Origin of the sequence: Paenibacillus sp. FSL R5-0378 (assembly GCF_038009285.1) — a bacterium.
Lineage (GTDB): Bacteria > Bacillota > Bacilli > Paenibacillales > Paenibacillaceae > Paenibacillus_AQ > Paenibacillus_AQ favisporus.
The window spans coordinates 3816893-3829967 of record NZ_JBBPAY010000001.1; the positions used below are offsets into that span (position 1 = coordinate 3816893).

Annotated in this window: 15 protein-coding genes; 13 read left to right on the forward strand and 2 right to left on the reverse strand. The window is 51.1% G+C overall.

Translation table 11 applies throughout. The features are described 5' to 3' along the window. Window positions 1–199: 199 nt before the first annotated feature. From MKY74_RS17840 to MKY74_RS17890, 11 genes are all read left to right on the forward strand, one after another. Window positions 200–1276 carry an NAD(P)-dependent alcohol dehydrogenase gene (locus MKY74_RS17840; protein WP_076169416.1) on the forward strand — a complete coding sequence of 359 codons (1077 nt, stop codon included), beginning with the start codon at window positions 200–202 and terminating at the stop codon, window positions 1274–1276. 152 nt (window positions 1277–1428) lie between these two features. Beyond that, entirely contained in the window at window positions 1429–2016 is a 588-nt protein-coding gene (locus MKY74_RS17845) for a TetR family transcriptional regulator C-terminal domain-containing protein (protein ID WP_076167112.1), read from the forward strand. A 75-nt stretch (window positions 2017–2091) separates the two neighbouring features. Beyond that, window positions 2092–2922, forward strand: a complete 831-nt coding sequence (locus MKY74_RS17850; protein WP_076167110.1) for an SDR family NAD(P)-dependent oxidoreductase — start codon at window positions 2092–2094, stop codon at window positions 2920–2922. Window positions 2923–2980: 58 nt separating this feature from the next. Next, window positions 2981–3355: a DUF4180 domain-containing protein gene (locus MKY74_RS17855; RefSeq protein ID WP_076167108.1), complete on the forward strand. Its 375-nt coding sequence runs from the start codon at window positions 2981–2983 to the stop codon at window positions 3353–3355. A 48-nt stretch (window positions 3356–3403) separates the two neighbouring features. Then, the gene (locus tag MKY74_RS17860; protein ID WP_076167106.1) at window positions 3404–4021 is read left to right on the forward strand and encodes a cyclase family protein; all 618 of its coding nucleotides are present in this window, start codon (window positions 3404–3406) and stop codon (window positions 4019–4021) included. 65 nt (window positions 4022–4086) lie between these two features. Further along, window positions 4087–4617, forward strand: coding sequence for a GNAT family N-acetyltransferase (locus MKY74_RS17865; protein WP_076167104.1), 531 nt, complete (start codon window positions 4087–4089; stop codon window positions 4615–4617). Next, window positions 4614–5360 (forward strand): WecB/TagA/CpsF family glycosyltransferase, encoded by a 747-nt coding sequence (locus MKY74_RS17870; protein ID WP_076167101.1) that lies wholly within the window; start codon window positions 4614–4616, stop codon window positions 5358–5360. The genes MKY74_RS17865 and MKY74_RS17870 overlap by 4 nt, the downstream gene beginning before the upstream one ends. A 118-nt stretch (window positions 5361–5478) precedes the next feature. Next, window positions 5479–6330: an MBL fold metallo-hydrolase gene (locus tag MKY74_RS17875; RefSeq protein ID WP_076167098.1), complete on the forward strand. Its 852-nt coding sequence runs from the start codon at window positions 5479–5481 to the stop codon at window positions 6328–6330. 220 nt (window positions 6331–6550) lie between these two features. Further along, entirely contained in the window at window positions 6551–7258 is a 708-nt protein-coding gene (locus MKY74_RS17880) for a Crp/Fnr family transcriptional regulator (protein WP_076167096.1), read from the forward strand. Between the two features lie 114 nt (window positions 7259–7372). Continuing rightward, window positions 7373–7702, forward strand: coding sequence for an antibiotic biosynthesis monooxygenase family protein (locus MKY74_RS17885; RefSeq protein WP_076167093.1), 330 nt, complete (start codon window positions 7373–7375; stop codon window positions 7700–7702). Window positions 7703–7727: 25 nt separating this feature from the next. Beyond that, window positions 7728–8474, forward strand: a complete 747-nt coding sequence (locus MKY74_RS17890; RefSeq protein WP_076167091.1) for an SDR family oxidoreductase — start codon at window positions 7728–7730, stop codon at window positions 8472–8474. A gap of 178 nt (window positions 8475–8652) precedes the next feature. On the opposite strand, the gene MKY74_RS17895 is transcribed toward MKY74_RS17890, so the two are convergent. Beyond that, window positions 8653–9258 carry a hypothetical protein gene (locus MKY74_RS17895; protein ID WP_076167088.1) on the reverse strand — a complete coding sequence of 202 codons (606 nt, stop codon included), beginning with the start codon at window positions 9256–9258 and terminating at the stop codon, window positions 8653–8655. A 68-nt stretch (window positions 9259–9326) separates the two neighbouring features. Continuing rightward, complete coding sequence (locus MKY74_RS17900; protein ID WP_076167085.1) at window positions 9327–10181, reverse strand: AraC family transcriptional regulator; 855 nt, start codon at window positions 10179–10181, stop codon at window positions 9327–9329. 201 nt (window positions 10182–10382) lie between these two features. Here MKY74_RS17900 and MKY74_RS17905 point away from each other — a divergent pair, with 201 nt between their 5' ends. Continuing rightward, window positions 10383–11996 (forward strand): extracellular solute-binding protein, encoded by a 1614-nt coding sequence (locus tag MKY74_RS17905; protein WP_076167083.1) that lies wholly within the window; start codon window positions 10383–10385, stop codon window positions 11994–11996. Between the two features lie 195 nt (window positions 11997–12191). Further along, a complete protein-coding gene (locus tag MKY74_RS17910) occupies window positions 12192–13049 on the forward strand; it encodes an ABC transporter permease (RefSeq protein WP_373319022.1) in 858 nt (285 codons plus the stop codon). Window positions 13050–13075 lie beyond the last annotated feature (26 nt).

The window sequence follows — 13075 nt, forward strand, 5'->3', positions numbered from 1 at the left end:
CAATTACATAGCCGTGAGTGAAGGGACTTATGTTCCTTCTGCATGGTGGTGCATCTCGCTGCACAGAAAGAATCCGCTCCCGAAGAGGGAGCGGATTCTTTCTGTTAATCAGACGTAGTTTTCATAGATATTAGCGAGGTTCTATAATACAATGATAAGAAAATAATAGATTGCAGGAAGGGAAGGAAATACACAGATGATGAACTCCAGCATTCCCCAAACGATGCAAGCCGCTGTGATGCACAGCCCGCGCCAAATCCGGATTGAAACGGTGCCGGTGCCTGACATTTCACCAGACGAAGTGTTGATCAAAGTGATGGCCGTAGGCATCTGCGGATCCGACCTCCATTATTATACGCATGGGCGAATCGGCAAGTACGTTGTGGAGAAGCCGATTATCCTAGGCCATGAATGCTCGGGCGATGTCGCCGCCGTGGGCGCAGATGTAACCGGATTCAAAGTGGGAGACCGCGTAGCCGTAGAGCCCGGGGTGACCTGCGGCCGCTGTGAAGCCTGCAAGGAGGGGCGGTATAACCTCTGTCCCGATGTGCAGTTTCTGGCAACGCCGCCGGTAGACGGGGCTTTTGTCCAGTACATCAAAATCCGGCAGGATTTTGTGTTCCGGATCCCGGACTCGCTGAGCTATGAAGAAGCGGCGCTGATCGAGCCGTTTTCCGTCGGCATCCATGCGGCGGCGAGAAGCAAGCTTGCGCCGGGATCCACCATTGCGATCATGGGGATGGGGCCGGTAGGACTGATGGCCGTCGTCGCGGCCAAAGCGTATGGTGCTGCCGAAATCATCGTAACGGATTTGGAGCCGCTGCGTCTGGATGCCGCCAAGAAGCTCGGAGCGGATCACGTGATTAACGTTGCAGAACAGGACGCGCTGGAGGAAATTCAGCGGTTGACGGGAGGAAAGGGCGTCGATGTCGCTTGGGAAACGGCAGGCAATCCCAAAGCGCTGCAAACGGCACTGGGCTCGCTGCGCCGGGGCGGTAAGCTGGCCGTTGTCGGACTGCCGGCACAGGATGAAATTCCGCTGAATGTTCCTTTTATCGCGGATAACGAGGTCGATATTTACGGAATATTCCGGTATGCCAATACATATCCGAAAGGCATCCGCTTCCTTGAGTCCGGCATTGCCGATGTGATGACGCTGGTCACGGACCGTTATTCACTCCAGGATACCCAGGAAGCGATGGAGCGGGCCTTAAATCACAAAAGCGAGTGCTTGAAAGTTGTCGTCTACCCGAACGGTGTGCCTGGGGCGGAGTGAGGCGGTTCTTGTTTCTAAGGATAAAAGCACGGCTTAGGCCGTGCTTTTTGTCTTCTTTTTGAACATTCCAAATATTTCTTGTCAGCGGCAGGCCTCATCGCTTATGATGACTTTAGAACGATCGTTCTGTAAATAAGGAAAGGTAGATCGCTTTGAAACGACATTATGACAGTGAAGAAACGCGGCGGATTATTGCGGAGAAGGCTGCCCAGCTTTTTTCGCAAAAGGGATTCGCCGGAACCTCGATCTCGGATATATCCAAAGCCTCCGGGTTCAGCAAAGGCCATGTGTACTATCATTTTGAGAATAAGGAAAAGCTGTTCGTTTATCTCGCGCTGGACAGCATGCGGGCTTGGGGCGAGAAGTGGGCCGGTGTATCTCCGAACTATAAGACAGCCAGAGATAAATTGTATGCGATGTCTTCGTTCGTGATGAACAATTATCAGACCCCTCTGCTCAAGGTAGGGCAGGAGCTGGCGGCGAATCCGGCGACCAGTCCGGAGACGGTCCATCAGCTGTACGGACTGGCGGTTACGCCGATGCAGGCATACTCAGACATTTTCCAATACGGGATCGATACCGGAGAATTTGAGATTGACGATCTTCAAGGAACGACATTTATATTCGGGACGCTGCTGGGGGCGCTGTGCCAGCATATTTACACGATGGAACATGAACAGCTGCATGGTCTTTTCCGAAAAAGCGTCGATCTGTTTCTAAGCGGAATCCTCAAACGATGAGGTTTTACGCTTAAGTAAATTAGAACGATCGTCCTAATTGTTCTAAAGTTAAAATGATGAGGAGGAGTCAAGGATATGGCAGAATGGAGTAAAGTGGCTATTGTCACAGGAGGGGCTTCGGGAATTGGCCGGGCCGTTTGCGAAGCGTTGGCAGGGGAGCGTATTTTCGTTGTGGCAGCCGATGTGGACCGAGCAGGCGGCGAGGAGACGGTCCGAAGAATTACCGCTGCGGGTGGGGGAGGGCGTTACGTCCACCTGAACGTGACGGACGCCTATCAGGTTGAAGGGCTGATCGAGAGTGTGTATGAGGAGTTCGGGCGGCTTGACTATATGTTCAACAATGCGGGCATCAGCATTTACGGGGAGCTGTACCACATGACACTTGATCATTGGAACCGGATCATTCAGGTCAACTTGTGGGGCGTCATCCATGGAACTCAGGCAGCCTATCGGGTTATGAAGCAGCAGGGCTTCGGCTGTATTGGGAATACCGCGTCGGCGACCGGACTGGGGCCATCGCCAACCTCCGCCGCGTATGCTGCAACCAAACATGCCGTGGTCGGACTGACCACATCCCTTCACTATGAAGCGGAAGCGTTTGGCGTTCATGTCAGCGCTCTATGCCCGGCATTCGTGGATACTCCGATCCATCGGACGGGCGAAGCGCTATATTTGGATCAGGAACTCGTTCTGAAGCAGATGCAGAAACAGAAAATGATGAGCCCCGAGCAGTTCGCCCGGATTGCGATAAAGGGCGTTCACAAGAACGAGCCTGTGGTTTGCCCGATGCCGCTGCGCCGCACCATGGATGTCGTATTCACTTTGTTTCCGCAGCTCCACCGCAAACTGATGCGACTCGTGTGCCGCGTCGCCCGCCAAGCAGCGGTTCAGCCGGACCAGACGTAGGAAAAGACTGGAACAGACTTCTCAGACAAGGTAATATAGCGGAAAGGGGGCAAAAAGTATGAACTATACGATACATGAACAGGAAGGCTCGAAGGTAGCGATTCTTGACGACCCTCATGCCGTTATTGCCGACGTCCAGACGGCTCTGGATCTGATGGCTGGCATTGGGTGGGACCCGTCGGGGCCGTGCCATAAGCTGCTGCTGAATCAGTCGAATTTGCCGGATGCTTTTTTTGAGCTGAAAACCGGGCTGGCTGGGGAAATCCTGCAAAAATATCGGACCTATCAATTTAAAATTGCCATTGTTGGTGATTTCGAAGCTTACTCCAGCAAAAGCCTGCGGGATTTCATCTACGAATGCAATCAGGGGGAAGATGTGTTCTTTAAGAAGGACCGGGAGGAGGCACTGGCCGCCCTTCATCGGGTACCTTAAAAGCCTAGAAATTAGGCAAACGCAAGAGACAGGGAGCTGACGAATCCGATGATGATTGATCTGACCAGGCTGATCCATGATGGACTGCCTGTTTTCCCGGGGGATCAGGAAACGGTGCTTGCCCAGACGAGGCATTTGATAAGCGATTCGTATACCAACCACCAACTGTCTATCAATATGCACGCTGGCACGCATATCGACGGACCGATGCATTTGACGGATTCCGACCGGTATCTACACGAATTTTCATTAGACCGCTTTATTGGAAACGGGTGCATCCTCGACGTCTCACACGAAAAGTCGGTTGAATATAAGCCAATGTACGAAGAGAAGATTGGAATGGGACAAATCGTGGTGCTGCATACGGGCCATGGCAGGCTGTGGGGACAGCCGGAATACTTTACGGACTATCCCGTCTTGACCCAAGCGTTTGCCGAGCTGCTGGAACGCAAGCAGGCGAAGATGGTCTGTATGGATATGCCTTCGCCGGATAAGTACCCGTTCGACGTTCATAAATTTTTATTTGGACATGGGATATTCATTGCCGAAAACCTGACCAACACCGACCGGCTGCTATCTTTGACGTCCTTTGAAATAACGGCACTTCCTTTACTCATCCGGGCGGATTCATCCCCTGCCCGCATTATTGCACGCAGCATAGAGTAAGCGGAATGTGTTGTTAATAACCGTTGTAAATAACGCGTTGTAAAAAAAGATAAGGGGGATCCTGGATGAAGGATGTCGTGCTGAGTACGGACCGGTTGATCCTGAGGCAAATGGAACGGGAGGATGTCCCGTTGCTGCAGCAAATTTTTGCCGACCCCGTCGCCATGAAGTACTATCCCTCCACCAAAGACAACCAAGAAACGCTGGAATGGATTGAATGGAACCTCCGGAATTATGAGGAATGCGGTGTCGGCTTATGGATCGTGGAGAACCGGATCAACGGTGATTTTCTGGGACAGTGTGGCATCGTTCCACAGATTGTGGAAGGGGTCCGCGAAATGGAGATCGGCTACCTGTTCGCAAGACGCGTATGGGGGAACGGTTATGCAACTGAGGCAGCAACGGCTTGCAAGCACTACGGTTTTGAGCAAATGAAGCTTCGCAAAATCGTTTCGCTTCCCGATGCTAACAATCAACCATCCGCTCGGGTGGCCGAACGGATCGGAATGACGCTGGAGAAACAAATCGTCAAGTGGAACAAAGAAGTACTTGTATATTCCGTTTACGCCGATACAGAAGAGGTGGTCGAAAGATGAATCAACATGTGCCCATTATGGGGATCCCTTTCCCGAAATTGACGATGGAGCAGAGCGTAGAGCTTCTTCAAGACGTGATTGACCAAAAGGAGCAGCGGCTGTTTCACGTCGTTACCGGCAATCCGGAGATCGTAATGTCCTGCCAAAAGGATGCGCAGCTGCGCCAAATCGTCGATGAGGCGGGTTTGGTCACTGCGGATGGCATCGGCATCGTCATGGTCTCCCGGGTGCGGGGCGGCAGCCTGCCGGAGCGGGTAACCGGCTGCGATCTGCTGTTTAAGCTGCTTGAGGAGGGCGACCGGAAGGGATGGTCGTTTTACTTTCTGGGCGCGGATGAGGAAACGAGCAGGCAGGCCGTCATCAACATTGGCAAGCAGTATCCGGGCGTCGCAATACGCGGCAGACATCACGGTTTTTTTACGCCGGAAGATGAGCCGCGAATCGTACAGGAGATTGCTGATGCCGCGCCGGACTTTCTGATCGTGGCTCTGGGCGCACCCCGGGCAGAAAAGTGGATACATAGTCATAAGGACAAGCTGCATGCGAAAATTGCCATCGGTGTCGGCGGCAGTCTGGATATCATCGGCGGTAAAGTGAAGCGGGCGCCGGCAGCCTGGCAGCGTCTAAATCTTGAGTGGCTGTACCGGCTGATTTCCCAGCCGTCGAGATGGCGAAGACAGCTGATTTTACCCCGGTTTGCGGTGAAAGCGGTATTTTTTAGAGAGAGATCCAGAAGCGTTTAGCCCGTGTGAGCGGGTGGTTAAAAGATACCTGGATAAGGTGAGCGAGATCTGCTGCTTACTTGGGATCTGCATGTCATGATAAGTATGACCGGAAAAGTAACGGAAGGGAGAGGAAGGCATGAGCCAGTCACAGCCACAGAAGCAAGGCCAGCTCCTGATTCAGGAAATCGAGGAAACCTTCGTGCCGTACGGCATGGTCGCGGTATGGCCGCTTGGACAAGCCAGTTTTATCATTAAGGGAGGGGAGACGGTCATTTATATCGATCCGTATGTCAGCCATAACCCGGATCGTACCTACCCGGCGCCGATCGGACCGGAGCATATTACGAATGCGGATTACTGCCTGATCACCCATGAGCATTCGGACCATATGGACCTGGAGGCGATTGCGGCCATGTCCAAGGCTAACCCGCAGACCGTCTATATGGCACCGGCATTCTGCCGTGAGGACATATTGAGGCAGGGCGTAGCCCCCGAGCGCTTCGTGATCGCCGATACGGAGCAGGATTACGGCGATAAAGTGATCATACGCCCCATCGCGGCCGCACATGAAGAGCTGGAAACGGATGAGCAGGGTTATCATCGTTACGTCGGGTACCTGATCAAACTGAACGGCGTTACGGTATACCATTCCGGAGATACGGTCATTTATGAAGGATTGACGGAACGGCTTCAGGGTGAGTCGATCGACCTCGGGCTTCTCCCGATTAATGGCCGCGACGCATTCCGGAACAGCCGCGGCATTATCGGCAATATGGACTACCGGGAAGCGGCCGAGCTGGCGAAGACCGTCGGGATCGGGATGACGATCCCGATGCATTATGATATTTTTGCGGGGAATGCTGAGCATCCCGGATATTTCGTGGACTATGTATATGACCACTTTCCTGAAATGCGTATTCATGTGATCGCACGTGGCGAAAGATTTATTCACGTGACGGATGCGGCATTGAGCGCTTTGAAGTCATAGACTGAAGATGAACATTCGATAACGTCAAAAGGTATGGATTAGAGCAGCCGCAAACCGCCTTCATTTGAAGGTGGTTTTTTTTTTAGTAATCTGCATTACAGAAGAGGAAACTATGGTGGTTTATGATGAGTGTAACACTCCGTTATCGGTGTTACATGAGGAACGATTATCGCGGCGAGTGGAGCGGTAGTCGCTTGCAGCAATGACAGGAGGGGTCACAATGTTACATGATGAGGCGATGGAAAACATAACTTCATTTTTGCCACAAATCAAGATATTTGAATCGCTTCCGGCAGAAATTATGCGTGAAATCGAACAATTGGTAACCAGATCAAATACGTATAAGCTTCCAAAAAACTATATTCTTCAGACGCCCGATGATGAAAGGAATGGCTTATTTTTCGTAATCGCCGGTAAACTGCGCTTATACAAAACCAATTCGGCCGGCAAACAACATACAGTCTGCATCCTAAGCGAAGGCGGCATGTTTGGCGAGGTTGAAACGTTCTCATTGGGCAATAGAGGAACTTATGTGGAGACGATGGAAGACTCGATTGTTTTTTCGATTCCGACTGAACAATTCGAACCGCTTTTACGCAAGTATTCTGAATTGTCTTTGCGATTTTTATCGGAAATAAGCAAACGCCTGCGGGATCAGGATGAATTGGTGGAAAAATTGGTTTTTAGAGATCTGCGTGGTAAAGTGCTTTACTTTCTCAACCGATTGTCTAAAAAGTTCGGCATAGAAGAAAATGGATACCGAAAAATCGATATTCCCCTGACTCATCAAGAATTGGCCAATATGATCGGTGCCACAAGAGAAGCGGTATCGCTTACCTTACAGGAACTATCCAATGATGGTATCATCGTGACCAGCCGCAGAATGGTCATGATTCATATCGAAAAAGCGATGAAAGAACTGGCTTGATTCATGACCCGAAAAACTTCGTAATCTACATTACTGTCGAATTATTCATCTAGCGTTATGATAAATGCCGTAACGAAATGACTGCAAAATATGAAGCTTATAGGAGGAGTCAGCATGTCCAATCAACGGGTCCAATTGAATATTCGATTCAAAGTTAAACCAGGGAAAAAAGAAGAATTCCGCAGGGAGCTGTATTCCCTTATTGAGGAGATGTCATCCGAGAGGGCATTCATTAGCGCCATTGTTTCGGACGATCTGGATCAGCCGGATGACTTGATTATTTATGAAACATGGCAAGGCACGAGAGAACGCTGGCTTGCGGAAGAGTTTATTAAACCATACCGTAAGGATTACGAACGAACACTGGGCGATTTCATTGTGGATAGAAGAATCAGCTGGTTGCAGCCGAAGGGCGAATGGGGAAGTCATATCACGAATGCGTGATGACGTTGATGGGAGGCATATAGATATGGGGAAATTTGAAGGAAAGGTAGTCGTTGTTACCGGAGGAACAAGCGGTATCGGACTTACAACGGCACAACGATTCGTTTCGGAAGGGGCCTACGTATTCATTACCGGCCGTAGGCAAAGCGAGCTGGACGCGGCAGTAAAATTGATCGGTGACCGGGTTACCGGCGTTCAAGGTGATATTTCTAATTTGAAGGACCTAGACAAACTGTACGATACGGTAAAGCAGGAGAAAGGACATCTGGATATTCTATTCGCAAACGCTGGACTTGGCAGCTTTCTGCCCTTGGGTCAGATTACGGAAGAGCAGTACGACACAACCTTCAACGTGAACGTAAAGGGTACTTTGTTCACCATCCAAAAGGCTTTGCCGCTGTTTCCAAATATGACAGGAAACATCATCTTAACCGGCTCGACGGCGGGTACGATCGGCGAAGCAGCGTTTAGTGTCTACGGAGGTACCAAGGCGGCTCTCCGTCAGATGGCTAGGAGCTGGATAATGGATTTGAAAGGCACAGGGATACGACTTAATGTAGTGAGCCCTGGCACGGTCCACACGCCAGCGTATAATGATCTTTTTGGCGAAGCGCTAAATCAAGTTCTTGATTCGGCGAAGAATGTCGTTCCGCTAAGCCGCTTGGGCAAGACGGAGGAGATTGCCAGCGCGGTGATGTTTCTGGCGTCGGAGGAAAGCAGTTATGTGAACGGCATCGAATTGTTCGTAGATGGCGGTATGGCTCAAGTTTGACCTTGAATCAGAAGGGATGGGTTGTCATTTAAGCAATTCCTAATAAGCCCATGTATCAAATCAGGCAGAGGAGTCTATATAGGCTCTCTGCCTGATTTTCATACTGCGACGGATTGGGCAAAGCATTCGTGGACGAGTTGTCGCACTTAATTTGACAACCTGTCATTTACCAGACTGATTATTCCTCTATGCGGAATCGAACTTCCTTTCCGGTCGGCTCGCCGCCGAAGGGGGATCCGATTTCCTCCCTGAACACGAATTCGAGACCGGAGAGCTTGTCCGGCAGTGACGGGGATACCACGTAATTATAAGTTGCGTTGCCGGAGCAGCTTCCTCCCGTGTCCATCCGGCATTCATAGGGCTCTCCCATATCCAACACGAAGTTGGATATTTCGGTCGAATTTCGTTCCGGGATCGTCACATCCCAGTCCACATACAGCGTCACGACGCTGGCATTGGCGTATTGCCGAACCGAAGTCAGCGTGAAAAAGTACCCATCATGCTCATGCGATACTAATACCGGAACATGCTTGATAAAACCGGCAGGTTCGACGATCGGTTTGAAATACTCGTCGGATCGGATGGCACCAAAGATCATTTTTAGAAAATCCTCATAAAGACCCGTTTCAGCCGCCCATTGATCAATGTACACGAAAGGCGGGTAGCCCGGATTCCCTTCCGAAATCTCTTTGCGCTGCTGCAGCAGCTGGCAGATTTGTCTGTCGATGGGGAGCAGGCGTTCATCGTAATGCTCGGTGGGTCGTGTGAAAGGCATCCGTTTCATCATCATTCCTCCTCATATATTTTATTGTACCCCAAAGTGCTAAATGTTGGAAAATGATCGGCGAAGAATCATTCATAAAATAGCAGCCGCTTCGAGTATGCGTTGCGGAATTCCGTCGGGGTCAACCCCACGATTTTTTTGAAGGATTTCATGAAGTGATGGGGGTCGCTGTAGCCGAGCTGACTGGAAATCTCACTTACGTTCTGGTTCGTATCGGTCAGCAGATATTTGGCCAGCTCCATTTTTTGCTGCAAAATGTACTGTTTCAGCGAAATACCTGAGACGGTTGTAAACAGATGGGACAGGTACTTCTCGTTGTAGCCGAAGTGCGAGGCGATTTGGGAGACCTTGATGTTCTCGTGGCGGCTCCATTTGATGTAGTCGAGAATATCGTTGTACAGCTGGGTTTGCTTAAACGATTTGCCGGGGTTGTTCTTTTCGAAGAACAGCTGGTTGTAGAGCTCGCAAAGGATGACGGTAGACATGTAATCATTTAAGGTCTGTTCGTTGTAGCCGCGCACCGAATCCTGGAGCTGCTTCATCATGACGACGATTTTCTCGGGATTGCGCAGGGTGCCGTATTGGGGAATGACGATCCGCCCATTCTCGTGAACATGGGTATAGCGGGAGAGGTCGAGCTTGGGAAGGTTCTGCGAAGACGAAAAGTGCAGCCAATAAAAGCTGCAATCCGACGGCTTGGCTCCTTTCTGGCGCGTGAACGGGGGAAGCAGCAGATACTCTCCCTGGGAGACCTCGTAGGTCTCATCGTCTCCGGAAATGTACAGCGTTCCATGTGTCATGACAATGAGCTCGTAATCCATCAAGTAACGGCTTAAATGAATCCAATCCGCAGAGGGAGCAACGAACTTGCCGGTAAGCTCCATATGGACCGGACGCTCGATGCGGAGCTGATGGGCATTCATCTAAAGTTTCACCACCATTTCTAACCTTTTTCCACCCATTGAAGGGTCGGTAGAACCTAAAATTATCACACCGCATCAAAAGGCACCATTAGCAAGTGCAAACCTTTTGACACAAATTCGATCGTTGAACTATTTTGCCCCCTCCGGATTGAGTATAAGCTTGTGTAAACGGATTCATAAAACCCAAGGGGAGGATGAAGGATGAAAAAAATACTCGCATCCGTGCTCGCGCTTACACTCGGAACGTCACTGCTGGCTGGCTGCAGCAGCGGCGGCAATGAGCCGGAAGAACCAACTGCGCAAGGGGGCAAAGTAAAGCTGAAAGCGATCATGACAAAGCATCCGCTCACGCAAAAGTTCGAGAACATGAAATGGCTTCAGGATGCGGAGGAGAGGGCAGGGGTTGATATCGAATGGCAGGAAGTGTCCGCAGATTGGGATCAGAAGAAGGGAGCCATGCTGGCCAGCGGGGATATTCCCGATTTGATCGTTGGCGTGAACTCCATTACCGATTCGGATTTCGCCCAGTTTCCGGGGTTGTTCCAGGACATGTCCGGAATGATCGATCAATATGCTCCGAATGTCAAGGCGATGTTCGAGGCCAAACCCGAAACGAAAATCATTGTCACGCAGCAGGACGGCAAAATATACGGACTGCCCAAATATCAGCGGTTCTGGCCCGATACGGCGACCCGGCAGTTTATCAACAAGGAGTGGCTGGACCGGCTGGGGCTCCAAATGCCCACGACATGGGATGAGCTGTTCGACGTGCTGAAGGCGTTCAAGGACAAGGATGCCAACGGAAACGGAGATCCGAACGATGAGATCCCGATGGACTTTGCCCCGACGGGAACCGTCGCATTCGGTTATTTTATGCCGACCGTGCTGCTGGGCAGCGAGGGGATTACGTTGTCCGACGGCAGCGGCAGCGGATATTTTGTAGAGGATGGACAAGTTAAAAACTTCTTCATCGACGACCGTTACAAAGAGTTGGTCAAATTTTTGAACAAATGCTTCAGCGCCGGTCTGATAAATCCCGAAGTATTCACCCAGGACTACACGAAGTACCAATCCGTGGCGAGGGGCAAAGGAAATACGGCTACCGTTGGCTTTACGTGGGGCTGGGAGGTCACCGACCGTTTCGGCAACACGGTTAGTCCGCAGTATACGCCTATGGCGCCGCTGAAATTTACAGCCGATTCCACCGTTCAGGAGTCGTGGTCGTACGATTACAACACGCTGAATTACGGTACCAATACCGTTCAAATGTCCGCCGCTTCCAAGCATAAGGAAGCCGCAATGAAGTTCATCAACGAATTGTACAACCCCGAGGTCAGCATGCAGGTGCTCTTCGGTTCGCTTGGTACGAACATCAAGGATAACGGGGACGGATCGTTTGCCGTACTGCCGCCGCAGGATCAGGCCATGGATCCGGGAACCTGGAAATGGACCTCCACCTGGGCCGATAACGGACCGATGTATATCGCCGACTCGCTGAAGCTGACATTGGGCACAGACATGCAGTCGGTCGGCAAGCAAACGGAGCCGCTGCAGAAGGTGCTGGACTCCATCGATAAGGACAACGATGTTTTCCCGAACCTGTTTATTAAATACAGCGCGGTGGACAACAGCACGATGGCTCTCGCCAACACGGCGCTTGTGCCGATGGCCTTGGCCAAATGGTCGCAGTGGATCACCAAAGGCGGCGTGGATAAGGAGTGGGATGCCTATGTGGAAAATTGCAAAAAGACAGGGCTCCTGAAAAATATCGAAATTATGCAGAAATACTATGACGACTATAAAAGCAAGCTGTGAAACGCGATCCCCGGTCCGGTGCGGGCACCTTGCATCCGGGCCGGATAATCCAGCATGCAAGCACTGCTGTTACAAGGAGGTAATCTGGTCATGATATCGCGATCCGGCCACAAATTAAAGCAGGCCGCTGCTTTGCCCAAAGCACGCAAACAAACCGTTCTGAATACGTTCAGGCGGGACTATCAGCTGTGGATCATGATTTTGCCCGCCGTTGTCGTTATTTTTATTTTCAACTACATCCCGATGTACGGCATCCAGCTGGCTTTCCGCGACTATAACTTCACTAAGGGGCTGACCGGCGGAGAGTGGAGGGGATTGTTCTACTTCCGGCAGTTCTTTGAAAATTACATGTTCGTGGATCTGATGAAAAATACGGTGGTCATTAGCGTGGCGACGATTGTGCTCAGCTTTCCCGCGCCGATCATTCTGGCCCTGCTCATCAATCAGGTCAGGATGAAGCGGGCGAAGAAGACGCTCCAGACGACCGTGTATTTGCCGCATTTCATCTCGACCGTCGTCATGGTCGGACTGCTGAGCGTGCTGCTCTCGCCGAACTCGGGAATCATCGGGCACCTGCTGCAGTGGCTTGGCCTTGGGGATGTCAACCTGCTGGGGTCGACCAAGACGTTCGTTCCCGTATATGTACTATCGGAAATTTGGCAGCATGGCGGATGGAACAGCATTATTTATTTGGCCGCTTTGTCCACCGTGGATCCGCAGCTGTACGACTCCGCAAAGATGGACGGAGCAAGCCGCTGGCAGACGATCCGGTATGTCGACATCCCCGCCCTGGTGCCGACGATTATTATTTTATTCGTGCTCAGCATGGGCAGCGTCCTGGGAACGGGCTTCGAGAAAGTATTTCTGATGCAAAACCCGCTCAACTTGCCGGTTTCCGAAGTCATTGCCACCTACGTGTACAAAATCGGTATTATCAGCAGCCAGTTCAGCTATTCGGCCGCCATCGGACTGTTTAATACCGTCATCAACTTTATCTTCCTGTTTGTCATGAATATGATCGCCAAGCGGTGCTCGGACATCAGTCTGTGGTAGAGACGGCGATCCCGAAAGGAGCATGG

Bases quoted from the DNA above. Each gene is read 5' to 3' on its own strand.
- MKY74_RS17840 (WP_076169416.1), top strand. From the start codon at position 200: ATGAACTCCAGCATTCCCCAAACGATGCAAGCCGCTGTGATGCACAGC.
- MKY74_RS17850 (WP_076167110.1), top strand. From the start codon at position 2,092: ATGGCAGAATGGAGTAAAGTGGCTATTGTCACAGGAGGGGCTTCGGGA.
- MKY74_RS17855 (WP_076167108.1), top strand. From the start codon at position 2,981: ATGAACTATACGATACATGAACAGGAAGGCTCGAAGGTAGCGATTCTT.
- MKY74_RS17860 (WP_076167106.1), top strand. From the start codon at position 3,404: ATGATGATTGATCTGACCAGGCTGATCCATGATGGACTGCCTGTTTTC.
- MKY74_RS17865 (WP_076167104.1), top strand. From the start codon at position 4,087: ATGAAGGATGTCGTGCTGAGTACGGACCGGTTGATCCTGAGGCAAATG.
- MKY74_RS17870 (WP_076167101.1), top strand. From the start codon at position 4,614: ATGAATCAACATGTGCCCATTATGGGGATCCCTTTCCCGAAATTGACG.
- MKY74_RS17875 (WP_076167098.1), top strand. From the start codon at position 5,479: ATGAGCCAGTCACAGCCACAGAAGCAAGGCCAGCTCCTGATTCAGGAA.
- MKY74_RS17880 (WP_076167096.1), top strand. From the start codon at position 6,551: ATGTTACATGATGAGGCGATGGAAAACATAACTTCATTTTTGCCACAA.
- MKY74_RS17885 (WP_076167093.1), top strand. From the start codon at position 7,373: ATGTCCAATCAACGGGTCCAATTGAATATTCGATTCAAAGTTAAACCA.
- MKY74_RS17890 (WP_076167091.1), top strand. From the start codon at position 7,728: ATGGGGAAATTTGAAGGAAAGGTAGTCGTTGTTACCGGAGGAACAAGC.
- MKY74_RS17895 (WP_076167088.1), bottom strand. From the start codon at position 9,258: ATGAAACGGATGCCTTTCACACGACCCACCGAGCATTACGATGAACGC.
- MKY74_RS17900 (WP_076167085.1), bottom strand. From the start codon at position 10,181: ATGAATGCCCATCAGCTCCGCATCGAGCGTCCGGTCCATATGGAGCTT.
- MKY74_RS17905 (WP_076167083.1), top strand. From the start codon at position 10,383: ATGAAAAAAATACTCGCATCCGTGCTCGCGCTTACACTCGGAACGTCA.
- MKY74_RS17910 (WP_373319022.1), top strand. From the start codon at position 12,192: ATGATTTTGCCCGCCGTTGTCGTTATTTTTATTTTCAACTACATCCCG.